The sequence below is a fragment of the Mycobacterium sp. NGS63 genome, assembly GCF_059812295.1.
In genome coordinates this window covers 463354-489666 of the sequence record NZ_JCALCJ010000001.1, presented here as the reverse complement: position 1 = coordinate 489666, position 26313 = coordinate 463354, and the positions used below count along the sequence as shown (strand labels likewise).

Here is a 26313-nt window from a genome sequence, read left to right as displayed (position 1 = left end):
GTTCAGACCGGCTTGCGCAGCGGAAGGCCGGCCGCGCGATAGATCGCATCGATGACGCTCATCGTCTCAATTGCATCTTCCGGCCCGGTCTTCACCGGTTCGCCCCGCAGCACGGCCGCGGCGAAAGCGTCGAGCTGATACGCATAGGTGGGCCGCGTCCCGAAGTTTTCCACGCGCTTTCCGTTTGTTGATCGGACCGAGAACCGCTGGAACGGAAACAGCGGATTGAGCCGCAGTTCCCCGCGATTTCCCACCACTTTCGCCGTAAACCGCGGTGGAGCCGACGACCATATCGAGCAGCGCACTCGGCCGGTGTGCCCTTCGGCGAACCGCAATTCGGCGGTCATGGCCCGGTCGATTTCAGAACCACGCAGCTTCGCACGCGCCGAAATCACTTCCGGGGTCGACCCGCCGAACGTCCGAACCATGTCGACCGCATAACAACCCAGGTCCATGAGCGCACCGCCGCCAAGGGCGTAGTTGTAGCGGTTGGTGGAAAACTTGGGCATCCAGAAGCACCAGTGCGCCTCCAGTCGCTGCAACTCGCCCAGCTCCCCCGAGGCAATTATTTCCTCGACGCGCGAAGCAAAAGGGTGATAGCGGTAATGAAATGCCTCCATCACCACCCGGTCCGCCTTGGCGGCCAGTTCGGCGACCTCTCGGGCCTCGGCGGCATTGGCGGTCAACGGCTTTTCGCACAAAACGTGCTTGCCGGCGTCGAGTGCAGCCCGAGTCCACCTGCCATGTAAGGCTGTCGGCAGCGGGTTGTATATCGCGTCCAGGTCCGGATCGTCCAACAGCGCCTCGTAGCTGTCGTGCACTCGCGGAATACCGTTTTTGGCGGCATAGATTTGAGCATTGGAAACATCGCGCGCGGCCACCGCGGCGACCACGACCTCGTTGTTTTCCTTCGCCGGTTTGATCAGCGCCGCAGGTGCGATGCTCGCTGCTCCCAGGATGCCGATCCGCACGCTTTCAGGCACGGATCGGATGCTAGCACCTGACCTCAGAATCACTCGGAGAGATCGAGCAATTGACCCGGGTCTTTCGTGTGCCCCCAATACTGCGGGCATACACTCTGCCAATGGTTGCCGCTGAACCCTTACGCCGCGCGGGATCCCGGCTTCGCGCAATCAAAGCTCGACGCAAAGAGACCACAGTCCCGCGAGCGTTGGTGGTCTCGAACGTCGCCGATTTGGGCGGCGGCGGCGCCCTCTCTTTTTGTGACTTCGTCTTGGCGCTCCAGAAAAAGCAGCCCGACCTTGAACTTGTCGGCGTCTACCCGCGAAAGGGAAGCCTCGCAGCCGAATGCTCCGGATACGGTATCCGGACCGAGATTTCCTGGGTACCCTCATGGGCTTATTTAGAACTGTGGCGAGAACGCATCAACTCGCCGGTCGTCGAGGCGCTCGTCGGCGCGGTTCTCGTACCGCTCGCTAACGTGGTGGTTGCCGCGCTTCTCCTTCCAGGCATCTTGCGAGCGCTGTTGCTCCTTGTTCGACTGAGGCCACAGATGGTGCTCAGCAACACCATGGTTATTCCTTCGCACGCGGTCGCTGCCAAACTGCTCGGAATTCCGCACTACTGGATGGTCCACGAGTTCGGCAGAGACGACCATTGGTTTCGGTTCCTGTTCGGCGACCGCATCACCGTGCGCCTGATCGGACGGCTGTCGGAAGCGGTGGTCTGCAATTCGCATGCAGTGGAAAGGGCTCTGCTCGCGCAGGATCCCGACATGAAGACACACGTGATCTATCCGGTGGTCGACACCCCACTCGGCACGCCACCGGAGCGGCAGGCGGGCGAGCGCATGCGAGCTGTGCTTGTCGGTCATTTCTTTCAATCCAAGGGGCAACACGTGGCGGTCGAGGCTGTTGCCATCGCACGGAATGCCGGTGTAGAGCTCGAGTTGACACTGGTCGGTCCGGGCGACCCCGAACCCGTGCGAAAGCTGGCGCAATCCTTGGGCGTTGCCGACCTGGTGAGCATTCACGGAGTCACCAACGACGTCGGACCCTACTGGGCCGCAGCCCATGTCGGCCTCATGTGCAGCGACTGCGAGGCCTTCGGCCGGGTCACCGTGGAGGCGTTGAGAGCCGGATTGCCGGTGTGTGGGACGAACGCGGGTGGCACGCTGGAGATCATCGATCCGGGCGTCAACGGGCTGCTGAGCCCGGCCCGGGACGCGAAAGCACTTGCGGCCAACCTGATGTTGCTCGAATCGGACGAGGACCTGCGGCGCCGCCTCGCTGTGCGTGCGGTGGAAACCGCGCAGCGCTTCGAACGCAGCCGTCACGACGACGATCTCGCCACCGTTGTCGGTCTGTGACGGGCTTACCTCAACAACTCGGCTTCGCCGATCGGCCGGCGCGCTGCTCGCGGGTGAATTTTACGAGGAGATCTGCTGAGGCTGCGACGCTTTCGGCGGGTCTGGTCATCCGGGTGGCGATCTCACGGGCACGTGCGATGTATTGCGGGGCCAAGATGGTGCGAAGTTCCGCGACCAGCGATTTGCGGGTAACGGACGAAAAGCGCCGCGCGGAGCCAACCTTGAGTCGTTTGAGCTGGCTTCCCCAAATGATCTGATCGGGCAGTGTCCACAGGATCAACGTCGGGACCCCGGCGCGCAGGCCCGCGGCCAAGGTGCCCGCACCACCGTGGTGCACGACCGCGCGGCAGGCGGGAAAGGTCGTCGCGTAATTGACCGTGCTCACGACCTTGACGTGCTCCAAACCGGGGGCATTGCCGAAGTCACTCGACCCGGCGCAGACCAAAGCCCGCTCGCCTACCTGCGCGCAGGCCGCGCCGATCATGGCGAGCGTGTCGGCCGGAGATGCGATGGGGATGGTGCCGAACCCGAAAAAGATCGGCGGTGTCCCGGCGGCGATCCACGACGCGACCTCCTCGTCGGCATCGGTCGGCGACTCCATCGTCAGGGTGCCGACGAAGGGCCGCTGGCCATCGAATTTCGCCCACTCGGCGGCCAGCCCCGGAAACCACAACTCGTCGTAAGCCTGAATCTGCAGCGAACCGCGTTCGGTGATCCGTCGCGACGTGGGCCGCGTGGCCTTCGGCAGGCCCAGTTCCCGGCGCTGCTCGTCCTCGGTCTTCTTCATCGCGCGCCAATTCATCCACTCGCCCATCGACCATGCGCGGCGAATCAGCGGCCCCGGCAAAAACGGTACGAGCTGCCCGTTGGCCCGGATCGGGTAGTAATCCAGTGTCGCCAGCGGAATGTCGTAGAACTCGGCGACGTTGGCAGCGGGCTGCTCGAAGGTCAGCCCGGTGAACAGGAGGTCAGCCCCTTCCGCCAGCGAGGTAAGCGCCTTGCTCATTTCTCTCCAGCATTGGATGGAGATCTCGAGGTTTTCGCGCTGCAGCCTGTTCAGCTCTTTGAAATTCCAGGGCGTGTGAAAGCGACATGTCCAGTAGTTGCGCTGCGCGTCCAGCAGCGCCTGCGTGTCCAGTCCATAGCCGACGGCCGTGAGCCCCGCCTCCTCGGTGAAGCCGACCAGGTTGGGGGAAACGGCCATCTGCACGTCGTGCCCTCGGCGCTGCAGCTCGCAACCGACAGCGACGGAGGGCTCGATGTCACCGCGACTTCCGTAGCACGCCAGCACAAATTTCATCGCGGGCTCTAGCCTTTCAGTTGTCATGGGCATTTTCTTCTCATGCGCATAGGCGAAGTCAGAGGCACCGATCATTATTACCGGTTGTCCGATCATCGGTGGGGCGTTGGGCCACTGGCCTCCATCAGTCCATCGTTCGTTCCGTCCCGCTGCGGCATTCGTCGACACCGACCGCTCCCAAAAGGGCGGGACTTCGCGCGGCCCCAGCGGCATAACGTTGGGATCCGGCCGCCTGTGCGGCTATCGACCGCCACATTCACCGCAGTCTCGGGACTGCGATCGAAGCGGAACCTGCCATGATGAATGCGGCCTCGACAATGGTTTGCCGACCAACCGCTCGGGGTCGGCATGACCGTTGTATCCCTTGCGGGACAATCACTGATGATTTCGTTGCGGGAGCGGTCAGGTTTGCTGCATACTGCCCGAGTGGAACAGCCAAGCCGCCGTCTATCTCGACAGCGGCCTGTCAGGGATCGCTTCGCGGGTATCCAGCATTCCGACGCGTCGCTGACGGCGATCCCCGATATTGGCAGAATCAAGCAAATTGCCAGGATGAAGTGGACCCTGAATCCCGTGCTCGCGTGGCGGCGAACTCGCGGCCGCTTCCAAGACCCGCTATTTGTGTTTCAGATGGGCAAGGTTGGGTCCACGACGCTCGAGGAAACGCTTGAGGCCCGTTACCGTTACTACCATCTGCACGATCGCGCGGACTTCTGTTCAAAATACGAACCGTACCGGGTGGGCCGCAACACCAAGGACGTTGAGTATTTCGACATCATCACTGCCGTACGGGATCCGCTGGCCCGGAAGATCTCATGCTTTTTCCAGCACCTAGCTGTGCATCCCAAGTTGAACCCCGTCGCCGAGTATCCCTTTTGCTTCGAGTCGGTGGACGCCGCCCAGAACGCGGGCATGGATGAATTGATCGCGCGGTTTCACGCATGGGACACCGGGATACAGGAGGCGACGGAATGGTTTGACCGCCATTTCGAGCCGGCTACCGACATTCGGATTTATGACCATGGGTTCGATCCGGAAAAGGGCTGGCAGATTTTCCGGGATGGAAGATGGCGGGTGTTGGTCCTGCGGTTCGAAGACATCAGCAAGAACTATCTTGATGCGTTGAACGAGTTTGTGGTTGAGCGTTATGGAGAGCCCTCCCGAGTCGACCGACTTTGGCCGGCCAACCTTTCTTCCCGGAAGTGGTACTTCGATCTGATGAAGGACTTCATACAGCAGATCGAGTTTTCGGATGCCGATATCGACGCCGCCTACTGCACGCCCTATGCCCGCTACTTCTACACCGATCAAGAGTTGGCGAGCATGCGATCAAAATGGCGAAAAGCAGCCACTAGCAATGCCGCCGCAGATGGAGATCATTCGGGACCGCGGGGCCGCTAGCAGACAAGGCGTGCCAGCGTAGAGGGTTTTCGTCGCCTGCCAAGGCTTCAATCGCCCGATCGCTCCGGTAGCCGCCTTTGCGAGTTAGCGGAAACACTTCGAGCCCACGAAGTTTTCCAATACATCGGCAGCGTTGGCAACGCTTTCACTCGGCTTCGTCATCCGCGTGGAGAGCTCGCGAGCTCGGGCGGCGTATTCAGGGGTGAGAATCTGGCGCAGGTCGGCGACTAAGGCTTTCTCGGTAACGGTCGAAAGCCGCCGGCCGGCGCCCGCCTTGAGTCGGGCAATCTGAGTCCCCCAAAGGGCCTGATCGGGCCACGTCCAGAGAATCAACGCGGGTACCCCGGCGCGCAGGCCGATCGGCGTGGTGCTGGAGCCGCCCTGATGGACGAGCGCACGGCAGAGCGGGAAGACGGCTTCGAAATTCATCTCGCGAACCACCTTGACGTGCTCGAACTGCGGGACGTCGCTGAAATCAGATGACGCGGCGCAAACCAGCGCCCGCTCGCCCAACTGCTCACACGCCGCGGCGATCATGGCGATTGTGTCGGCCGGGGATTCGAGCGGCGTGCCGCCAAACCCGAAATAAATCGGCGGAGTCCCCGCGGCGATCCATGACGCGACCGCGTCGTCGGCATCCGTGGACAAGGCCAGCGTCAGCGTCCCGACAAAGGGCCGTTGGCCATCGAATTTCGCCCATTCGGCCGCCAGCCCGGGAAAGCCCGCCTTGTCGTAAGCCTGAAGTTCCAGCGATCCTCGTTCAGTGATCCGCCGCCGCGACGGAGTTGTCGCCTTCGGCAAGCCAAGTTCACGGCGCTGCGCGTTGTCGACCTTCTTCAAGATTCCCCGGTAGTGCCGCCACTCGTTGAACGCCGTGGCCGAGCGGATCTGGCGGTTGACCCGTCTCGGGGTGACATGCACCGTGGCCAACGGAATCCCGTGATACTCCGCAATGTTGAGGGCGGACTCCTCTAGATTCTGATGGGTGACCAGTAGGTCCGCCCCCTCCGCCAGCGGTATCAGCGGGTCGCTCGTCATTCTCCAGGTCTTGGTCACGAGTGCCTGAGCTTCGAGCGACAACCTGATAAGGCGCGGGATGTTCAACAGGATGCGGAAATCCATCGCGGGCAACAGGTTGCGCTGCGTGTCGTTGAAGGACTGGAAATCTGGCCCGAAAGCCACCGCAGCAAGCCCAGCCGCCTCTGCGAAGCCGACCAAGTCGGGGGTGACGGCTATGCGTACGTCGTGTCCCCTGCGCGACAATTCACGGCCGACGGCAACGCAGGGCTCCACATCGCCGCGAGTTCCATAACATGCCAGCACAACTTTCATCGCGCAACGGCCTTTCAGTTGTCGTACGTGCGATTGGATGACGGCGCGCGGTATCAGTGTGGGGTTATCGCTGCCGCGCGATAACCGCGCACGGCCAGCGGTCCGAGGACCGCAGCCAGACCCAGCGCCCAGAGCACAGTCAGCACGAGCGGCCACAACGCGGGATCGCCCTGAGCAAGTGCCCGCATGGACTCAATCGTCGGCCACATCGGCTGCAGGTGCATTTGCAGCCGCACCGCCGACGGCAAATTCTCAGGGGGAATAACACCGGAGCTGGAGAACACCGAACCGACGGATGGCACCGCCAGCCAGGAAAGCACAGCACCGGTCTGGGAACGTATCGCGATCGCAATCACTGCCATCGAAAAAACGACAACGATCAGCACGGGCACCAAGATGAACGGAATCACGGCGAGCCAGCCGCCTTTGAACCGAAGGCCGAGTCCAACGCCGACCGCCGTGATCACCACGGTACTCACCAGCGTGCGAATGGCCTCGGCGAGCAGCCGACCGGTCAGGGCGCTGGCCCGGTGTACCGGAAACACCCACAATCTGGCAATCAGACCGGTGTCGCGCTCGAAGGGAATGGTGCGTCCGGCCAGCACCGCCCCAAACATCGCACCGGCTATGGCGCACATCGGCACAAGGCCGTAGAGACTGTCGGTGCCGGTGATTCTCAATATCGATTTACCGACCAGCAGTTTGTAAGTGATCAGCAGAAAGGTCGGGAATATCAGAGCCTGGATCAGCACCGCCGGCTGGCGCCGCCACTCGGTGAAGAGCCGGCCGGCAAACACCAGGCTTTCGGCGGCCAGTGAACTCCGCGGCGGTGCGTCGGCCGTCATTGTTTGCGCCTCTGTGCCCGCACCGCGAACGCGCCGAACACCATCAGCAACCCGAGACACCATGCCAAGCTGGTCGTCAAATTGCTGACCACCACGCGGCCCGCGGCGAAGCCACGCAGGGTTTCCGTCACCTGGGAAATAGGTTGGTTGCGCACGAAGGGATGCAGCCAGTCGGGGAACGAGTCCACGGGCGCCGTCCCGGTGGACAGCATGACCAACAGCATTTGGGGAACGAGCAGCAACTGCGTGAGCCCTCCGCTTCTCGCGATCTTGCCCTGCGACGCTTCGGAAAGAACCCCTGCGGCATCGGCCGCGAGCGATAGCGCCAGCGTCAGCGTGAGGGTAAGGACGGCGAAGGCCGCCGCGTAGCCAAATCCGCCGAACAACCGGAAACCGAACGCGTACCCGACAGCGACCGCGGCGAGCAGGGCGAGGGTTCCCCGGAAGAGGCAATACAGCATGCGGGCCATCATCGGTGTCACCGTGGAGATGGGCAGTGTGCGAAGCCGGTCCCCGAAGTCGCCACGCTCGTCGCGGGCAGCCCGGTCAAGGGTCGTGAGCGCACCGAGGAGTATCACCTGGACGATGACAACCGGCAGCACGTATTGCGGGTAGCTCATGCCACCGGTGTCGATCACGTTGTTCAGCATGAAGTTGAAGACGACCAAGCTCACGGCGGGCGACAGAACCGCAAACGGCAAATCGTCGCGCATTGCGAGGCGCACGACGCGCTCGGTCAGAGCAGCCAGCCCCGTCACGTCGTGCTGACCCGCTCGGTGAGGTGCAAAAATGCCTCGTCCAGGGACGGCTTGCGCAGGGCTATGTCGGCGAGCTCGATGCCAAGCCGGTCCACCCGGCGAAACACCTCGCCGAGCGTCGCGACACCGTCGGGCGAGCGCACCGAGACGGTGTTCGCCTCGTAGTCGGCTTCCGCGCCGTCGAGATCGGCGACCGCGGCAAAAATCTTGGCGAGGTCGGCCGGGTTTACCGGGCTCACGGTGCAGTAGCCCAACCCCACGCGGCGCTTGATGTCTTCGGCGGTCCCGTTGGCGACAATACGGCCGTTGTTCAGAACGACGATCGAGTCGCTGAGCATGTCGGCTTCTTCGAGATACTGCGTCGTGAGCAGGATCGTGACGCCCTGGGTTGACAACGACGACACCAGGTCCCACACCTCGCGGCGACTACGCGGGTCCAGCCCGGTGGTCGGCTCGTCGAGGTACAGCACTTTCGGCAGCACCACCAGTCCGGCGGCCACATCGATGCGGCGCCGCATGCCACCGGAATAGGTGCGCACCGGCCGGTCGGCGGCGTGCGACATATCGAACTGGTGGATCAAGGCGTCGGCTCGCAGCCGCGCATGTTTGCGCCGCAATCCCCGTAGCCGGCCGAACAACACCAAATTCTCCCGGCCGGTGAGCTCGAGATCGATCGCGGCAAGCTGGCCGATGCTGCCGATGCTGGCGCGCACCTGTGCCGGCTCCCGGACGACGTCGTACCCGGCCACCACTGCTCGGCCAGCGGTGGGCTGCAGCAGCGTGGACAGGATCTTGATAGTGGTCGTCTTGCCGGCGCCGTTATGACCGAGCAGGGCGCAAATCGACCCCGTTGGAACGGAAAAGCTCACGTCGTTTAAGGCGTGGATTGCCCCGTCGAACGTCTTGGCTACGCCGTCTAGTTCGATCACGATCACAGACGATACCCGTCGATATACACGTGTTGAGCAAGAACCGGGCGTAATTCCCCAGGCCGGGGCTCACGTGATTAACCGTTCGGCGTTTCGGGGCCGGCGCGGGACCTGCACAGAGCGGCCGACCGCCCTCACGCGTGACGCGACGTGAGCGCAAATTGGCGAGATATCTGCACTGACACGCGGGCCGAACACCGAGGGAGCTCGCGGAAAACCTTGGGCCGCAAAGGAACAATTCATTAGCACCTGGCGCCCGCTAATTCGGTCCGCGTGGGACCGGTCACACGGGCCATGGCGGTGGCGGCGGCAACGGGGGTAGCGGAGGGATAGGCAGCAACGGGGGCGGGGGCGGTGGAGGCGGCGGAGGCGGCGGCGGAACGGGCGGCAGCGGGAATATCCACGGCGGAGCCGGCGATGGCGGCGGCGGGTTACCGGGCGATCCCGCGTGGCCCGCGGCGCCTCGGGCGCCCGGACCTGCGCCGGCCGCCGCACCGGGGCCGCCATAGCCGCCGTAGGCTTGTGTGCCGCCGGTGCCGCCGGCCCCGCCGTTGCCGCCGTTACCCCCGTTGCCGCCATTGCCGTTGACGCCGCCGGCGCTGGCATACCCGCCAAAACCACCGGAACCGCCGTTGCCGCCGGCAAAGCCGTTGTGCCCGGCCGCACCGACGTCGCCGGCCATGCCGTTACCGCCGAATCCGCCATTGCCACCCACGCCACCAGCACCCGCACCACCGGGGTGAGCTAGGAAGTTCCAGAAGAACGACTGCCCACTAGTCCCGCCCACGGAGAAGCCACCATTGCCGCCGGCCCCACCCGCGCCCCCGGCAAGGCTATGCCCCACACCAGAGGCACCGTTACCGCCATTACCCCCGCCACCGCCGGCACCGCCCTGGCCACCGGCCCCACTGGCACCGCCCAACAGCGCCGCGTTATCCCCGCCGGCCCCGCCGTACCCGCCATTGCCCCCAGCCCCGCCGGCCATCCCCGCGGCCCCAGGAGTCGTGCTCGAAGAGCCATCGACACCGCTGCCGCCGCTACCACCGCTGCCGCCGGTGCCACCAACACCGTTGAACGAGAACATCGCCCGGTTATTACCGCCAGCCCCCCCGTTACCGCCATTGCCGCCGTTTTGCCCGGCCGCCGTCGCCGAGGCGCCGTTGCCGCCATTGCCGCCCAACCCCCCGGTGCCGCCGCCGAAGAACCCATTGCCCCCACCGGCCCCACCGTTACCGCCATTGCCGCCCGCACTCGTGGCGTTGCCCCCGGCCCCGCCGTTACCACCTTGACCCCACAGGCCCGCCGCCCCACCCGCCCCGCCATTGCCGCCATTGGGCCCATCGGCGCCGCGACCACCATTGCCCCCGTTGCCGATCAGCCACCCACCGTTGCCACCGGCCTGGCCCGCACCCCCCGACCCCGTCCCGTCCGCACCATTGGCGCCATTACCGATCAAAGGACGCCCAGTCAGCGCCTGCACCTGCGCATTAATCGGATCGAGCACACTTTGCAACGGGTTCGCATTAGCCGCCTCAGCCGCCGCATACTGCGCCCCGGCACCAGTCAAAGCCTGCACGAACTGCTGATGAAACAACCCCGCCTGCGCATTAAGCGCCTGATACGCCTGCCCATAGGCACCAAACAACCGCGAAACCGCCCCCGAAACCTCATCCTGGGCCGCGGGCACCAACGACACCGTCGCAGGCGCCGCCCCCGCAGCAGCAGAAACAACCGCCTCCCGGATACCGGCCAACTCCGACGACGCCGCAGCCAAAACCTCCGGCGTAGCAATCACATAAGGAGACATACGCGGCTCCGATTACAGGCGCGACCGGCCTCAACATAGCTCTTAACGACTTCGCTTACAGTACACACGTCTAATTGGAATCGGGACTCATTTCATGAACTTGTCTCGATCCGATACCTATTCGACCAATACGCGGTCCGGCACCGGACGATCGGTCTGACCGGTAGCCAGGCGCGGCGTCAGCGAGCGGGCTCGCGGAAAATCTTGTGACAACCACCATTCATAGGCACCGGGCGCTCGGCCGTGGTGCACGTACCTCTGGACTGGGTCATAGGGGCCACGGAGGTAGCGGCGGCAGCGGCGGCAACGGGGGCGGGGGCGGCGGGGGTGGCGGAGGAGGCAGCGGTAGGGGCGAAGGCGGTGCGGGCACAGGGGGCACCGGCGTACCGGGCGATCCCGCGTGGCCCGCGGTACCCGGGGCGCCCAGACCGCCGCCGGCTGGCGCGCCTTGGCCGCCGAAACCGCCGTAGGCTTGTGTGCCGCCGGTGCCGCCGGCCCCGCCGTTGCCGCCGTTACCCCCGTTGCCGCCATTGCCGTTGACGCCGCCGGCGCTGGCATACCCGCCAAAACCACCGGAACCGCCGTTGCCGCCGGCAAAGCCGTTGTGCCCGGCCGCACCGACGTCGCCGGCCATGCCGTTACCGCCGAATCCGCCATTGCCACCCACGCCACCAGCACCCGCACCACCGGGGTGAGCTAGGAAGTTCCAGAAGAACGACTGCCCACTAGTCCCGCCCACGGAGAAGCCACCATTGCCGCCGGCCCCACCCGCGCCCCCGGCAAGGCTATGCCCCACACCAGAGGCACCGTTACCGCCATTACCCCCGCCACCGCCGGCACCGCCCTGGCCACCGGCCCCACTGGCACCGCCCAACAGCGCCGCGTTATCCCCGCCGGCCCCGCCGTACCCGCCATTGCCCCCAGCCCCGCCGGCCATCCCCGCGGCCCCAGGAGTCGTGCTCGAAGAGCCATCGACACCGCTGCCGCCGCTACCACCGCTGCCGCCGGTGCCACCAACACCGTTGAACGAGAACATCGCCCGGTTATTACCGCCAGCCCCCCCGTTACCGCCATTGCCGCCGTTTTGCCCGGCCGCCGTCGCCGAGGCGCCGTTGCCGCCATTGCCGCCCAACCCCCCGGTGCCGCCGCCGAAGAACCCATTGCCCCCACCGGCCCCACCGTTACCGCCATTGCCGCCCGCACTCGTGGCGTTGCCCCCGGCCCCGCCGTTACCACCTTGACCCCACAGGCCCGCCGCCCCACCCGCCCCGCCATTGCCGCCATTGGGCCCATCGGCGCCGCGACCACCATTGCCCCCGTTGCCGATCAGCCACCCACCGTTGCCACCGGCCTGGCCCGCACCCCCCGACCCCGTCCCGTCCGCACCATTGGCGCCATTACCGATCAAAGGACGCCCAGTCAGCGCCTGCACCTGCGCATTAATCGGATCGAGCACACTTTGCAACGGGTTCGCATTAGCCGCCTCAGCCGCCGCATACTGCGCCCCGGCACCAGTCAAAGCCTGCACGAACTGCTGATGAAACAACCCCGCCTGCGCATTAAGCGCCTGATACGCCTGCCCATAGGCACCAAACAACCGCGAAACCGCCCCCGAAACCTCATCCTGGGCCGCGGGCACCAACGACACCGTCGCAGGCGCCGCCCCCGCAGCAGCAGAAACAACCGCCTCCCGGATACCGGCCAACTCCGACGACGCCGCAGCCAAAACCTCCGGCGTAGCAATCACATAAGGAGACATACGCGGCTCCGATTACAGGCAGACCCTGGCCACAACCAAGCCTTTCAGGACGGTGCCTACAGTACACACGTCAAATTGAAATCGGAGGCCCCTTTCTTGACTTGACTCGATCCGCCGGGCAAAACGGGTCCGTTGTGACGCTCGTATCGGGTGGTACGATCCCGATTCGCCCAGGCCGGTCGCGTTTTGGGCCCATCATCGGCTGAGGAGCTCGATTGGCTGACGGCGTACTGAGCGCGCGTGAGGCCGAGCGCGTGGTGTGGGACGTGATCGTGGTGGGCACCGGCATGGGCGGTGGCATGCTGGGCTACTCGCTGGCCCGCGCGGGCCGGCGGGTGCTGTTCCTCGAGAAGGGGCGCTCCACCCTGCCCGGTACACCGGGCACCATCCGCGCGGCGATGCCCGAACTGGCCGAGCCGCGGGCTGCCCGTTCGGCGCAGACCTATTACGACGCGCTGGCCCGGGCGGGGCGCTCCACCGATGAGATCGAAGACATCAGCGGGCGGCGCCCCAAGCGGTTCGTGCCGTTCATCGGTGCCGGCACCGGCGGCTCCTCGGCGCTCTACGGCATGGTCTGCGAACGCTTCTTCGCCCAAGACTTCACCCCCCGCCAAAACTTCCGCGACCCCGGCGAATCCACCGTGCCCGAAGCCTGGCCGATCACCTACGGCGAACTGAGCCCGTGGTACGCCCAGGCCGAAAAACTGCTCGGGGTGCACGGCCAGCGCGATCCCTTGCGGCCCGAAGCCGCCGACGCGTGTTTGCCTGCGGCGCCGCCGTTTTCGCCCGACAATCAACGTTTGGTCGACCACCTGACCGGCCGCGGGTTGCACCCCTACCACCTGCCGATGGCCTGCGACTACACCGAGGGCTGCGCCACCTGCCAGGCCCATCTGTGTCCGCAGTCGTGCAAGAACGACGCCGCCCGCAACGGCGTGCTGCCCGCGCTCACCGAGCACGGCGCGCACCTGCTCGACCAATGCCGGGTGCTGCGCCTCGAGGCCGACCGCACCCACGTCCAGCAGGTGATCGCCCAGCACCACTCCGAGACACTCGCCCTCAAAGCCAAAGTCGTCGTACTGGCCGCCGGAGCCCTGGTCACCCCGGTACTGCTACTCGATTCCCGGTCCGGAGACTGGCCGAACGGGCTGGCCAACGGCTCCGACTACGTCGGCCGCAACCTGATGCGCCATCTGATGGATTGGGTCGAGGTCTGGCCAGAACCCGGCTGCAACATCACGGCCGAAAACAAGGAGATCGGGCTCAACGACTTCTACTTCTGGGACGGCCAGAAATACGGCACGTTGCAGTCGGCCGGCGCGATGGCCAATTTGGCATCGATGGACATGTTCACCAACCAGCCCGGCTGGCCGCCCAAGATGCTGCGCCTGATGAGCCCCGCGGTGCGACCAATCTACGACCGCTTCTTCAACGGTGGGTTGGTGCTGGCCCCGATGATGGAAGACCTGCCGTATCTGGAGAACCGCGTCCTGCCCAGTGACCGACCCGGCACCGACGGGCGCCAACGGCTGCGCATGCAGTACCGCCTACACCGCAGTGAGATCGAACGCCGCGCGGTGTTCATACGGCAGATAAAAGAGGTGTTGAAGCCGCTTCGCACGCTCACGTTGCGGACCGGCGCCAACAACTCGACGCTGGGCCATGTCTGCGGGACGTGCCGCTTCGGTACCGATCCCAAAACCAGCGTGCTCGACGCATACAACCGCGCCCACGAAGTCGACAACCTCTACGTCGTGGACGCCTCGTTCTTCCCGTCCAGCGCCGGCTTGAATCCCAGTTTGACCGTCGCGGCCAACGCCCTGCGGGTGGCCGAACACCTCAACCAGGCGCATTTCGTCACGTGACGATTACGCTGAGCCAACGAGCTTGAGACGCGCGGCATCCTCCAAAAGATCGGCGGCGGTCGCAACGCTCTGGGCGGGTTTGGTCATTCGAGTGGCGACCTCGCGGGCCCGGTCGCGGTATTCCGGGGCGAGTATGGTGCGCAGATCCGCGACCAACGACTTCTCACTGGTAGCCGAAAAGCGGCGGGCAGTACCCACTTTCAGCCGTTTGACCGCCGCTCCCCAGATCAGCTGTACGTCCGCCATCCACAAGATCAGGGTGGGGACTCCGGCGCGCAGGCTCGCGGCCGTGGTGCCCGCGCCGCCATGGTGTACCACGGCGCGGCAGGCGGGAAAAATCGTCGCGTAATTCATCGCGCCCACCACCTTGAGGTGTTCGAAACGGGGGGCGTCGCTGAAGTCGGTCGCGGCGGCACAAACCAACCCCCGCTCTCCCAACTGCGCACAAGCCCTGCCGATCATGGCGATCGTGTCGGCGGCAGACTCGACCGGAATGCTGCCGAACCCGAAGAAAATCGGCGGTTTTCCCGCGGCAATCCACGCGGCCACCTCGTCATCGGCGTCCGTCGCCGACTCCATCGTCAGTGTGCCGACAAAGGGCCGCTGCCCATCCCATTTCGTCCATTCGTCCGCAAGCCCCGGAAAGCAGACCTCGTCGTACGCCTGTATTTCCAGCGATCGGCGTTCGGCGATGCGCCGCGGCGCGGGACAGCTGGCCTCCGGTAGGCCCAGTTCGCGGCGCTGCGCGCCCTCGACCTTTTTCACCCCGCGCCATACCAGCCACTCGTAGACCCTCATCGCCGAACGGATCAGCGGCGGCGGCAGGGTCGGGAGGAGGCGGCCGTTGACCCTGATCGGGAACCAAAGCAGGGTTGCCAACGGCACGCCGCGATACTCCGAGACGTTGGCGGCAAGCTCCTGGTAACTCATGCCGGTCACCAGCAGATCGGCCCCGTCCGTCAGCGAGGTCAGCAGGGTGCTCATCTCGCCCCAACGCTGCGTACCGGGTGCCCGAGATTCGCGCAAAAACGCGAGTACATCCCGAACCCTCCAGAAGTTCCGGAAGAAAAACGTCCAGAAATTACGCGTCGACTCCAGCCAGGCCTGCACATCCGGCCCGTAGTCGACCGCCGCGAGCCCCGTCGCCTCGGTGAAGGCGACCAGGTCGGGCGGGACGGCCATGCACACGTCGTGCCCGCGGCGCAGCAACTCACGGCCGACGGTGACACCGGGCTCGACATCGCCGCGAGTTCCATAGAACGCCAGCACAAATTTCATCGCGTCATCCTGGCCCTTCAGTTCTCGTGCGCCTGCTGCGAAACGAAAGCCGCAGCCTCGCTCGGCGTGCGGCAGCATAACCCAATAGCCGGGGCCGGGGATCTAACGCACCACACCGATCGGGTGGCCGGACGCCGACACTGAGAACTTCCTTAAATCACGGACAAATCCCGGTCGGCACCTGCGGACCGCCAGTATGGTTTGGAGCCGTAATTAAACTCGTGTCAGCTAGGGTGGTGCGGTGGTCTGGGGCAGTGTGAGCGATGTCGAACCGGCGTGGCCCGATCTCCCCGCCGGAAGCGGCCAAGACGCTAACCAACCGCCCGCGCCCCGGCGTGTCGGCGAGCCGCCGTCCGAGCCTCGGGCACAAGTTGGATCGGGAAAGACTCGCCGAAATACGGGATCCGTGGTCCTCCGAGCGCTGAAGCAACTATGGATCCCGCTGGTCGTACTGGTGGTGATCGCCGTCGGAGGCTTGACCGTGTCGCGACTGCACGGCCTGTTCGGCTCTGAGAAAAGCCTCTCGTACGCCGACACCAGGGTCGACAACAAACCTTATAACCCCCCGCAGCTCAGATACGAGGTCTTCGGACCGCCCGGGACCGTGGCCCTGATCAGCTATTTCGGCGCCAACGGCGACCCGCAGCATATCGAGGGGGCGAGCCTGCCGTGGTCACTCGAGTTCGCCATCACCGCGTCGACGGGCATGAGAAGCGTCGCGGCGCAGGGCGACAGTGACAGCATCGGCTGCCGCATCCTGCTCGACGGCGTGGTCAAGGCGGAGAAGACCACGCACGAGGTCAGCGCCTTTACGTCCTGCTCGCTGAACGCCGCATGAGCAACGACCAGCTACACAGCAGTCGACCGTTTGTCGCGCGGACGATCCGTCGGTTTTCGGTGCCCATCATCTTGGCGTGGCTGGGGCTCATCGCTTTCCTGGTTATCTGCGTCCCCTCATTGGAGCAGGTGGAGAGCGAGCATTCGGTATCCCTGAATCCGACCGACGCGCCGTCCGTCACGGCGGCACAGCGGATGAACGAGGACTTCAAGTCTGCTGACCAATCTCGTCAATCGGGTTCCGCCGCAATGGCTTCGATCGTGTTGGAGGGTCAGCAGCCCCTCGGCGACGACGCCCACAAGTACTACGAGCGCTTGATCGCCCAGTTGCGAGACGATCCGAAGCATGTGGCATACGTCCAGGACTTCTGGGGCGACGAACTAACCAGACACGCCGCCCAAAGCGTCGACGGCAAGGCCGCATACGTTCAGGTGGTTCTCGCCAACAACGCGAGCCAGACCGCGGGCAACGATTCGATCGGAGCCATTCAACGCATCGTCGCGCGCACGCCGGCGCCGCCGGGAGTCAAGGCGTATGTCACCGGACCCGCGGCGATCAACGCGGACATGAGCCACAGCGGCGACAGAACCGTCGCCACGATCACCGCGGTGAGCATCGCGGTCATCTTCATCACGTTGCTCCTCGTCTACCGATCGATCGTCACCGTCGTTCTGCTGTTGCTGGTGGTCGGGATCGAGCTACAAGTGGCGCGGGGAATGGTCGCCTTTCTCGGCCATCACGGGGCCATCGGTCTTACCACCTTCGCCGTTAACCTGCTGGTATCCCTGGTGATCGCGGCCGGAACCGACTACGGGATATTTTTCGTCGGCCGCTATCAGGAGGCGCGTCAGGCCGGCGAGGACCCGGAAACGGCGTACTACACCACGTACCATGGGGTCACCAAGGTCGTGCTGGCCTCGGGTTTGACGATCGCCGGGGCGCTCTTCTGCCTCATCTTCACGCGATTGCCTTCGTTTTACGTACTCGCCATCCCATGCGCGGTGGGCGTCTTGGTCGCTGTCGCGGTCGCGGTCACGCTGATTCCGGCGGTTCTGACCATCGGAAGCCGGTTCGGCCGATTCGAGCCTCGCCGAAACACCCACGCCCGCGCCTGGCGACGGGTGGGCACGGCGATCGTTCGATGGCCCGGGCCCATTCTCGTCGCCGCCCTGGCGGTCACGCTTGTCGGACTGTTGACGCTGCCCGGCTACAAACCCAGCTACAACGACCAGCAGTACATCCCCAAGGACATCCCCGCCAATTTGGGGTATGAGGCCGCGGCCCGACATTTTCCCCCATCGGCGATGATGACGCCCGAGATCCTGTTGGTCGAGACCGGTCACGACCTGCGCAATCCGGCCGATTTTCTGGTGTTGGAGAAACTCGCCAAGGCGGTCCTCGCCGTGCCCGGCATTTCCTCGGTGCAGGCCGTGACCCGGCCCGAGGGAACCCCGATCAAGCACACGACGACACCGTATTTCCTCAGCATGCAAGTCGCCGGCCAGCAGCAATTCCTGTTTTTTCAGAAGGCGCGGCTCAAGGACATGCTCAAGCAGGCCGACATGCTGGGGGAAGCGATCAACATCACGCGGCGCCTATATGGCCTGACGGAGCAGTTGGTCGCTACGACGCACGACATGGTCACCACGACGCGCGACATACAGAGCCTCACGAACGAGCTGCGAGACCATATTTCGGATTTCGAGGATTTTCTCAGGCCGATCCGCAGCTACTTCTACTGGGAAAAGCACTGCTACGACATTCCGATTTGCCTTTCGCTGAGAAGCGTATTCGATGCTCTCGACGGCGTTGACGCGGTAACCGACAAGCTGGGCGATGTGGTAGCAGACCTTGGCCAGGTCGACCTGCTGCTGCCGCAGGTACTCGCTCAGATGCCCCAGATGATCTCGATCATGGAGAGTTCGCGGACCATGCTGCTCACCATGCACAGCACCATGTCCGGGGTGCTCGGAAACATGGGCGACGACAGCAGTAACGCGAGCGCCATGGGCAGGGCGTTCGACACCGCTCAAAACGATGATTCGTTCTACCTGCCGCCGGAAGCCTTCAAGGACAAGGACTTCCAGCGAATCATGAAGATATTCTTGTCGCCGGACGGAAAAAATGTCCGCATGCTCATCCTGCAAAAGGGCGATCCTGCGTCGCCGGAGGGCATTTCCCGGGTCGATCCGATCAAAAGCGCGGCCGAAGAGGCGCTCAAGGGAACCCCGCTGGAGGGGTCGAAGATCTACCTCGCCGGCACCGCAGCGGGTGTGCGGGACGTGGTGCGGGGATCCACGATCGATCTCATGATCGCGGGGATCGCCGCGCTGTGCCTGATCTTCATCGTCATGCTGATCATCACACGAAGTTTTATTGCAGCCCTCGTTATCGTGGGCACGGTATTACTGTCGCTGGGCGCGTCCTTCGGACTTTCCGTATTTGCCTGGCAGGATTTGCTGGGTATCCAAATACACTGGTCGGTCCTCGTGATGACAGTGATCGTCCTTTTGGCGGTGGGATCTGACTACAATTTGCTGCTGGTCGCCCGCATGAAGGAGGAAATTGGGGCCGGCATAAACACCGGCATCATTCGCGCCATGGGCGGCACCGGCAAAGTCGTGACCAACGCGGGGCTGGTGTTCGCGTTCACCATGGGGTCCATGCTGGTCAGTGACCTTCGCGTCATCGGTCAGGTGGGCACGTCGATCGGCCTGGGTCTGCTGTTCGACACGCTGGTGGTGCGCGCGTTCATGACGCCCTCCATCGCCGCGCTGCTCGGGCGGTGGTTCTGGTGGCCGCAACGGGTGCGCCCCCGCCCCGCAAGCTCGTTGCTCCGTCCCACCGGGCCCCGTCCGCTGGTACGTGCCCTGTTGCTGAGATAGCTGCGGTTCAGTGGCGAAATTTCAGCTGAGCACACCGGCAACCGTGGGGAGCACCGTGGCACAGGGCGCAAGCTCCTTCACCGTCTGCCGGTGGAGGGCCGCATGAGCACCGAAAACCCCCGTCCGCCCTCCGTAGCCCGGACGATCCGCAGGCTCGCACCGGTCATCATTTTGGCCTGGGTGGCGTTGACGCTCACCGTGACTTTTGCGGTTCCGCCGCTGGAGCAGGTCGGCGAAGAGCACTCCGTACCGCTGGCTCCCCAAGACGCGCCGTCGGTGCAAGCCATGACGAGCATGGGCAAAGCGTTCAGGGAGTCCGATTCGGACAGTTTCGCCATGATCGTCCTGGAGGGGCAGCAACCACTGGGCGAGGATGCTCGCACCTACTACCGGGAATTGGTTCGCGCATTAGGAAACGACCCGAAGCATGTCGAACACGTGCAGGACTTGTGGGGAGATCGACTGACGGCGGCGGGCGTGCAAAGCCCCGACGGCAAGGCCGCATATGTGCAATTGAACCTGGCCGGCAATCAGGGCACCACCTTGGCGAAGGACTCCGTCGCGGCGGTCCGGAACATCATGAAGCAGAAGCCGCCTCCGCCCGGCGTCGAAGTGCACCTCACCGGTCCGGCGGCGCTCATTCCGGACATGCAGCGCAGCGGCGACGCGTCACTCCTGAAGATGGCCCTGGTGGGCGCCGCGATCATCTTTGTGGTGCTGCTGATCGTCTACCGCTCGATCACCACCGCGGTCCTGGTCTCGGTCGGGGTCGGGATCGAAGTCGGCTCGGCCAGGGGGATCATCGCATTTCTCGCCGACCACAACATGGTCGTGCTGTCGACATTCGCCATCAATCTGCTCGTGACGCTGTCGATGGCGGCCGGAACCGACTACGGAATATTCTTCTTCGGCCGCTATCAGGAGGCCCGCCAGGCCGGCGAAGACCCCGAAGCGGCCTACTACACCACCTACCGCGGGGTCACTCCGGTCGTCTTGGGTTCCGGGTTGACGATCGCCGGAGCGATGCTGTGCCTGAGCTTTACCCGGATGCCGATCTTCCAGACCATCGGCGTGCCGTGCGCCATCGGCATGCTCGTGGCCGTCGCCATCGCCATCACGCTGGTTCCGGCCGTTCTGGCCGTCGGGAGTCGCTTCGGGCTATGCGACCCCAAGCGCAAGATCGCGCAACGCCGGTGGCGAGGGATCGGCACGGCGATTGTCCGCTGGCCCGCGCCCATTTTCGCCGCGACATTGGCCGTCGCGCTGATCGGGCTGGTGACACTGCCCGGCTATAAAACGAGCTACGACGACCGGTCCTATCTGCCCAAAGACCTGCCGGCCAACCTGGGGTATGAGGCCGCCAATCGCCATTTTTCCCAATCCCGAATGATGCCCGACATTCTGATGATCCAGGCGGATCACGACATTCGCAACCCCGCCGATTTCATCGTGCTGCACAAACTCGCCAAGGCGATCTTCCGGGTGCCCGGGATATCTCGGGTCCAGGGCATAACCCGGCCCGAAGGGACACCGATTGAGCACACTTCGATACCCTTCCTGATCAGTTTGCAAAACGCGGCCATGCTACAAAACATGACGTTCGTCAGGACAACTATGAAAGACCTGCTCAAGCAGGCCGACCTCCTGACCCAGCAAATTGCGGTGATGAAACGCCTCTACGCCTTGCAGGAGCGACTCACCACCCTTGCCCTGCACACGGTCGGACTCACGAAAGAAATGGTTGCCATAATCGACGAGACAGAAGTTCAATTCGCGGATTTCGAGGACTTCTTCAGGCCGCTGCGAAGTTACTTCTACTGGGAAAAGCATTGCTACGACATTCCCATTTGTTTCGCCCTCAGAAGCATATTCGACTCGCTCGACGGCCTCGATGCGCTCGCCGACCAGACGCACCACATCCTGAAGGATGCGGAGAAACTCGTCGAGCTACTGCCGCAGATACTCGCGCAGCTCCCGCCGATGATCGCGATCTTGGAGGCCACGCGTACCAACCTGCTGACCAACCACAGCACGATGTCCGGGTTCCTAGGGCAGATGGACGACACGACCCAGAACGCCACCGCCATGGGCCAGGCTTTCGACGACGCCCACAACGACGATTCCTTCTACCTGCCGCCGGATATCTTCCAGAACGCGGACTTCCAGCGCGCGATGACTTCCTTCGTCTCCCCCGACGGGAGAGCGGCACGATTCATCATTTCCCATCGCGGCGATCCCGCGACGCCCGAGGGCATCGCGCGGATCGATCGGATCAAGCTGGCCGCCGAGGAGGCGCTCAAGACGACGCCCCTGGAGGGCGCCAAGATCCAGCTGGCCGGCACCGCATCCACCTATAAAGACTTCCACGACGGCTCGAAATACGACCTGTGGATCGCGCTGGTTGGTGCGCTCTGCCTCATCTTCGTCATCATGCTGACCCTCACCCGGAGTTTCGTGGCCGCCCTCGTCATCGTCGGGACGGTACTGCTTTCCCTGGGTGCATCCTTTGGGCTGTCGGTCCTGGCCTGGCAGTACATGCTTGGCATCAAATTGCACTGGATGGTGCTGCCGATGTCCGTCATCGTCCTGTTGGCCGTGGGATCTGACTACAACTTGCTTCTGGTATCCCGCATGAAAGAGGAAATCGCCGCCGGCTTGAATACCGGCATCATCCGCGCCATGGGCGGTACCGGGAAGGTCGTGACGAACGCGGGCCTGGTGTTCGCGTTCACCATGGCCTCGATGGTGTTCAGCGACTTGCGGATCATCGGCCAGGTCGGCACCACCATTGGGTTGGGCCTGTTGTTCGACACCCTGGTTGTGCGCTCGTTCATGACGCCGTCCATCGCCGCGCTGCTCGGGCGGTGGTTCTGGTGGCCGAAGACGGTGCGGCCGCGCCCGGCCAGTTTCATGCTGCGGGATGTTGGCCCGCGTCCGTTGGTGCGGTCCCTGCTGCTGAGGCAAGACCCGCCCGCCAACGACGACCCGGCCACGGTCGAACTCCCGAAGGTGTCCGTCTAGGTCAACGTTCGCACGTTCATTGGCTCCGGCGACGGCGGACCTGGAGAAATTCCAGCTTGACCGGGCTTTACGCCTCCCGCCGATTTTGCCGAAAAGCAGTACTCCCCTACTGATGCCAATCCCCGAGGAAGAGCGCATCCTGGGTGGGCGGCCAAGGAGGTGAGATGTCCTATGTGATCGCGGACCCGGAGATGATGAGGGCGGCGGCAGGGGACTTGGCAATTGTCGGCTCGAACGTCAACGCGGCCCACCTGGTCGCGGCGGCCCCAACCGTCGCGGTAATACCCGCCGCCGCCGATGAGGTGTCGGCAGCCATCGCCCACCTGTTCTCCCAGCACGCCGCGAACTATCAGGTGCTAGCCGGTCAGGCAGCGGCGTTTAACGACCAGGTTGTGCAGCACTTGACTGCCGGTGCATTCTCATATGCCAGCATTGAGGCCGCCTTAGTCTCGTTGTTGCAGGACGCGAACGGGTTTGTCAGCTTTATTGTCACGTCGCCGCCCCAGCAATTGATAGAAGACGTGGTGTTTCCACTCATATCACCTATCCTCGACAATCCCGAGTTGCTTTTTCCGCTTGCCGTCATACTGGGCGCCCCGCCGTTCCTTGGCGCCATAACTGCCCTTTTGTTGTTTCTTTTTGTTGCCGGCGCGCTAAACCAGTATGGATTGTAGCGGGCCCACTGCGCGAGGAAACATTTCAGCTCGCCGCCTCGCCCGCCGTCTCCGACGATGTCGGCACCCGGGCCGATCCCGGCCCACCGCCACCGAAACTGATTATGGAACCGGAATGTTTATACCGAGGAACCCTGTCAGCAATTGAATTGCGCCGATCAGTAGAGCCAAAGTCAAATACGTCAAGACCAATGCCTCGTAGGGCACTAGGAAGGAGAGTGTGATTGCGCTCATGAGTTTTTGCAAGATGAACGTGACGGTGGCCACCATGTTGTTGATCGAATTGATGAAGGGCGCGGCAAAGCCGTTGACGACATCGACAATTGACTGCGCACTCGGCATCAACGACGCGTTATTGACGGCCTCGGCGGCGGTATATGTACCCGCACCCGCGTTCAAGTGCTGGGCGAACTGCGCACCGAACGCCGTCGCCTGCCCGACGAGCGAGTGAAATTCCTGGGCGGCCCCGGAGAAAATCTGCGCAATGCCCGCCGACACCTCATCGGCGGCGGCGGGCAGCACCGAGACGGTCGGAACCGTCGCCGCCGCGTGGGCCGCGCTGACCGTCGAACCAATAGCAGCCACGTCCGCGGCCGCCGCCGCCATCATGTCCGGCGCCGTGAACAAATACGACATGTCTATCCTCCACCCGGTCAACGACGACCCAGCGGCAAAGCAAGAACCATGACTGGGCACGCCCGAAACGGAGATTACACACAAGTGCAACTACGCGGGGCGGCTTCCGCTGATCCGACGAAAAAAACCCCTCAGCACCACAAACTGCCTGGTAGTGACGCTATGGACATGTGTCGGCGCGGGCGTGACAGTGCGCGTTTCTGCCGAGCTCGACGCGCCGCGACCCCTCGGGGCCGACGGCCACGCGGTGGCCTCGTACCCGGCGCGGCGCGTCTCTCAGCTGGCGTCGCGCAGCACGGCCGGTGCCGTCGAGGGCAACTCGACAACCACCGTCGCGTCGGCAAAGAAATCGACCGCCTCCGCAACGGTGTGGTCGACGAAGGACGCGAAATCCTCGAACGAGGCGCCGTCCCGGATCCACCGGGAGCCGCGAACCACAAGACGGACGCGTTGCGGGTCAGCGCAACCGTGCAGGATCGCGCTGACCTTGCGGTTCTGCTGGTTCCACGCGTTGGCCAACCGGGTCAGGCGGCGGCGATCGGCGGCGCGGTAGGAGCCCGCGGGGGCGACGCGGACGATCAGCATGTCGTCGAACGACGGTGAGATCTCGAGGTGGATGTGCAGCCGCCTGCCGTTGGCGTTGGCGACACAGAAGTATTCGCCATCGTGCTCGCCCTTGAGGAACTGCAGCCCGGAGGTGTGTACGTAGCGTTCGATCATCTTGGCGCAGCGCGACTCACTGTTCATGAGGTAGATCCTGAGGCCGACGACTTTGAGGACCCTTTGAGCCGAGCTAACCGACATCGAAGAATCTGCTGAGAATTCGCTGAGCACGGCGCGATTTCAGCCGACGAGCCGCGCCACCTCGACCATCGCGGAGCAGATCCGCGCGATCTCGTCGTCCGAGCAGATGTACGGCGGCATCGCGTAGACCAGGTTGCGGAACGGGCGCAGCCAGACGCCGCGGTCCAGCGCGGCCGGGGTGGCGACGGCCAGGTCGACGGGGCGGTCGCATTCGACGACGCCGATGGCGCCGCGCACCCGGACGTCGGTCACGCCGGGCAGCGCCCGCGCCGGCTCGAGCCCCGCGGCGAGCCCGGCACCGATCCCGGCCACCCGCGAGCGCCAGTCCTGGGCGAGCAGCAGCTCGACACTGGCCGCCGACACCGCGCAGGCCAGCGGGTTCGCCATAAAGGTCGGCCCGTGCATCAGCGCGCCCGCCGCGCCGGCGCTGATGGTGCGGGCAATCTCCGAGGTGCACAACGTGGCGGCCAGGCTGAGGTAGCCGCCGGTCAGCGCCTTGCCGACGCACATGATGTCCGGGCTCACCCCGGCGTGGTCGGCGGCGAACAGCTCGCCGGTACGCCCGAAGCCGGTGGCGATCTCGTCGAAGATCAGCAGCACGTCGTGCCGGTTGCACGCGTCGCGCAGGTCGCCGAGGTAGCGCGGGTCGTGGAAGCGCATGCCGCCGGCCCCCTGCACGACGGGCTCGACGACGACGGCGGCCAGCTCGCCGGCGTGCTCGGCCAGCTGCGCCTCGAACGCCGCGCTGTAGGCGGCGTCGTACTCGGTCGGCACCTGCGGGGCGAACACCTGCCGCGCCAGGATGTCGGTCCACAGCGAGTGCATGCCGCCGTCCGGGTCGCAGATGCTCATCGGCGTGAACGTGTCCCCGTGGTAGCCGCCCCGCCAGGTCATCAGCCGGTGCTTGCCGGGCAGGCCCCGGCTGCGCCAGTACTGCAGCGCCATCTTCACCGCGACTTCGACCGCCACCGACCCGGAGTCGCTGAAGAAGACGGTCTGCAGCCCCGCCGGGGTGATGTCCACCAGCAGTTCCGCCAGCCGGGCCGCGGGTTCGTGGGTCAGCCCGCCGAACATGACGTGGTTCATGGTGGCCAGCTGGGCGGTCAGCGCCGCGTCCAGCTCGGGGTGACCATGCCCGTGGATGGCAGTCCACCAGGAGCTCATCGCGTCGAGCGCCTCGACCGGCTCGCCGTCGCGGATCAGGGTCAGCGAGGCGCCGCGGGCGGCGACGGCCACCACCGGCGCCACCGCCTCCCGACCGATGGTGCTGTACGGGTGCCACAGGTGCGCCGCGTCGATCGCGCTGATCTGCCCGGGCGTCAGCCCGGCCCTCGCCGCACGCATAGGGATCGAGCGTAGAGCAGTCGGTTCGCGCAAACCGCGGCCATCGGGGAGCATCTAAGCCCATGCCCGCCATGCCCGAGCCGCACCAGCCCGACCAGCACAAGCGGGCGCCGCGTGTCCTGCGGCTGCGCATCGCAGCCTGGGACGTCGTCTGCACCGTGACGCTGCTGGCGCTGCTGGTCGTCCTGGCGACGGCCACCACCTGGCCGACGCGCCTGTTCGGCTTCCTGTCCCACGTGTGCGACGGGGACAGCTGCGGGCCGGTGCCCCCCGGGGTGGACTACTACATCCGCCCGCTGGCGTGGGGCGGCATCGGCGCGGCCATCGCCGCGGCCGGGATCGGCCCGTTCGTCTCGCTGCTGAAGGGCTGGTACATGTCCTTCTGGCCGGTGCTGTCCCTGGCCCTGCTGATCGTCAGCGCGGTGGTCGGTTCGGTGCTGACCACCTTCAGCGAGCGCTATTGGCTCTGAGGGCCACTAGTCAGCGCTAAGTCTTGAGCCCACGAGCT

20 protein-coding genes are annotated in these 26313 nt (G+C 64.7%); 8 read left to right on the top strand and 12 right to left on the bottom strand.

The window, feature by feature from the left end:
• Window positions 1–2 precede the first annotated feature (2 nt).
• Window positions 3–983, bottom strand: a complete 981-nt coding sequence (locus AC5Y4Z_RS02335) for a Gfo/Idh/MocA family protein (RefSeq protein ID WP_499960636.1) — start codon at window positions 981–983, stop codon at window positions 3–5.
• Between the two features lie 101 nt (window positions 984–1084).
• Here AC5Y4Z_RS02335 and AC5Y4Z_RS02330 point away from each other — a divergent pair, with 101 nt between their 5' ends.
• Window positions 1085–2329 (top strand): glycosyltransferase family 4 protein, encoded by a 1245-nt coding sequence (locus AC5Y4Z_RS02330; protein WP_499960635.1) that lies wholly within the window; start codon window positions 1085–1087, stop codon window positions 2327–2329.
• Window positions 2330–2339: 10 nt separating this feature from the next.
• On the opposite strand, the gene AC5Y4Z_RS02325 is transcribed toward AC5Y4Z_RS02330, so the two are convergent.
• Window positions 2340–3629: a glycosyltransferase gene (locus AC5Y4Z_RS02325; RefSeq protein WP_499960922.1), complete on the bottom strand. Its 1290-nt coding sequence runs from the start codon at window positions 3627–3629 to the stop codon at window positions 2340–2342.
• Window positions 3630–3977: 348 nt separating this feature from the next.
• On the opposite strand from AC5Y4Z_RS02325, the gene AC5Y4Z_RS02320 reads away from it, so the two are divergent.
• Window positions 3978–5030 carry a putative capsular polysaccharide synthesis family protein gene (locus tag AC5Y4Z_RS02320; protein ID WP_499960634.1) on the top strand — a complete coding sequence of 351 codons (1053 nt, stop codon included), beginning with the start codon at window positions 3978–3980 and terminating at the stop codon, window positions 5028–5030.
• Window positions 5031–5114: 84 nt separating this feature from the next.
• Here AC5Y4Z_RS02320 and AC5Y4Z_RS02315 read toward each other — a convergent pair whose 3' ends face one another.
• The 6 genes from AC5Y4Z_RS02315 to AC5Y4Z_RS02290 form a co-directional block, all read right to left on the bottom strand.
• Window positions 5115–6362 (bottom strand): glycosyltransferase, encoded by a 1248-nt coding sequence (locus tag AC5Y4Z_RS02315; protein ID WP_499960633.1) that lies wholly within the window; start codon window positions 6360–6362, stop codon window positions 5115–5117.
• Between the two features lie 53 nt (window positions 6363–6415).
• Complete coding sequence (locus AC5Y4Z_RS02310; protein ID WP_499960632.1) at window positions 6416–7207, bottom strand: ABC transporter permease; 792 nt, start codon at window positions 7205–7207, stop codon at window positions 6416–6418.
• Window positions 7204–7965, bottom strand: a complete 762-nt coding sequence (locus AC5Y4Z_RS02305; RefSeq protein ID WP_499960631.1) for an ABC-2 transporter permease — start codon at window positions 7963–7965, stop codon at window positions 7204–7206. The genes AC5Y4Z_RS02310 and AC5Y4Z_RS02305 overlap by 4 nt, the downstream gene beginning before the upstream one ends.
• On the bottom strand, window positions 7962–8894 hold the full coding sequence (locus AC5Y4Z_RS02300) for an ATP-binding cassette domain-containing protein (protein ID WP_499960921.1): 933 nt from the start codon (window positions 8892–8894) through the stop codon (window positions 7962–7964). The genes AC5Y4Z_RS02305 and AC5Y4Z_RS02300 overlap by 4 nt, the downstream gene beginning before the upstream one ends.
• Window positions 8895–9177: 283 nt before the next feature.
• Window positions 9178–10701 carry a PE family protein gene (locus AC5Y4Z_RS02295; protein WP_499960630.1) on the bottom strand — a complete coding sequence of 508 codons (1524 nt, stop codon included), beginning with the start codon at window positions 10699–10701 and terminating at the stop codon, window positions 9178–9180.
• A 268-nt stretch (window positions 10702–10969) separates the two neighbouring features.
• Window positions 10970–12460: a PE family protein gene (locus AC5Y4Z_RS02290; protein WP_499960629.1), complete on the bottom strand. Its 1491-nt coding sequence runs from the start codon at window positions 12458–12460 to the stop codon at window positions 10970–10972.
• Between the two features lie 215 nt (window positions 12461–12675).
• Between AC5Y4Z_RS02290 and AC5Y4Z_RS02285 the strand changes: the two genes are divergently transcribed.
• Window positions 12676–14325 (top strand): GMC oxidoreductase, encoded by a 1650-nt coding sequence (locus tag AC5Y4Z_RS02285; protein ID WP_499960628.1) that lies wholly within the window; start codon window positions 12676–12678, stop codon window positions 14323–14325.
• A gap of 3 nt (window positions 14326–14328) precedes the next feature.
• On the opposite strand, the gene AC5Y4Z_RS02280 is transcribed toward AC5Y4Z_RS02285, so the two are convergent.
• Window positions 14329–15603: a glycosyltransferase gene (locus AC5Y4Z_RS02280; RefSeq protein ID WP_499960627.1), complete on the bottom strand. Its 1275-nt coding sequence runs from the start codon at window positions 15601–15603 to the stop codon at window positions 14329–14331.
• Between the two features lie 421 nt (window positions 15604–16024).
• Here AC5Y4Z_RS02280 and AC5Y4Z_RS02275 point away from each other — a divergent pair, with 421 nt between their 5' ends.
• The 4 genes from AC5Y4Z_RS02275 to AC5Y4Z_RS02260 all read left to right on the top strand — a co-directional run bounded on the left by AC5Y4Z_RS02275 (window position 16025) and on the right by AC5Y4Z_RS02260 (window position 23021).
• The gene (locus tag AC5Y4Z_RS02275) at window positions 16025–16441 is read left to right on the top strand and encodes an MmpS family transport accessory protein (RefSeq protein WP_499960920.1); all 417 of its coding nucleotides are present in this window, start codon (window positions 16025–16027) and stop codon (window positions 16439–16441) included.
• Window positions 16438–19326 (top strand): MMPL/RND family transporter, encoded by a 2889-nt coding sequence (locus AC5Y4Z_RS02270; protein ID WP_499960626.1) that lies wholly within the window; start codon window positions 16438–16440, stop codon window positions 19324–19326. The genes AC5Y4Z_RS02275 and AC5Y4Z_RS02270 overlap by 4 nt, the downstream gene beginning before the upstream one ends.
• Window positions 19327–19428: 102 nt before the next feature.
• Window positions 19429–22347 carry an MMPL/RND family transporter gene (locus AC5Y4Z_RS02265; protein ID WP_499960625.1) on the top strand — a complete coding sequence of 973 codons (2919 nt, stop codon included), beginning with the start codon at window positions 19429–19431 and terminating at the stop codon, window positions 22345–22347.
• A 164-nt stretch (window positions 22348–22511) separates the two neighbouring features.
• A complete protein-coding gene (locus AC5Y4Z_RS02260) occupies window positions 22512–23021 on the top strand; it encodes a PE family protein (RefSeq protein ID WP_499960624.1) in 510 nt (169 codons plus the stop codon).
• 102 nt (window positions 23022–23123) lie between these two features.
• Here AC5Y4Z_RS02260 and AC5Y4Z_RS02255 read toward each other — a convergent pair whose 3' ends face one another.
• From AC5Y4Z_RS02255 to AC5Y4Z_RS02245, 3 genes are all read right to left on the bottom strand, one after another.
• Window positions 23124–23657, bottom strand: coding sequence for a PE family protein (locus tag AC5Y4Z_RS02255; protein WP_499960623.1), 534 nt, complete (start codon window positions 23655–23657; stop codon window positions 23124–23126).
• A 276-nt stretch (window positions 23658–23933) separates the two neighbouring features.
• Complete coding sequence (locus AC5Y4Z_RS02250; protein ID WP_499960622.1) at window positions 23934–24404, bottom strand: YbjN domain-containing protein; 471 nt, start codon at window positions 24402–24404, stop codon at window positions 23934–23936.
• Window positions 24405–24500: 96 nt separating this feature from the next.
• Window positions 24501–25805 carry an adenosylmethionine--8-amino-7-oxononanoate transaminase gene (locus AC5Y4Z_RS02245; protein WP_499960621.1) on the bottom strand — a complete coding sequence of 435 codons (1305 nt, stop codon included), beginning with the start codon at window positions 25803–25805 and terminating at the stop codon, window positions 24501–24503.
• Window positions 25806–25867: 62 nt separating this feature from the next.
• On the opposite strand from AC5Y4Z_RS02245, the gene AC5Y4Z_RS02240 reads away from it, so the two are divergent.
• Window positions 25868–26275: a hypothetical protein gene (locus AC5Y4Z_RS02240; RefSeq protein WP_499960620.1), complete on the top strand. Its 408-nt coding sequence runs from the start codon at window positions 25868–25870 to the stop codon at window positions 26273–26275.
• Window positions 26276–26313 lie beyond the last annotated feature (38 nt).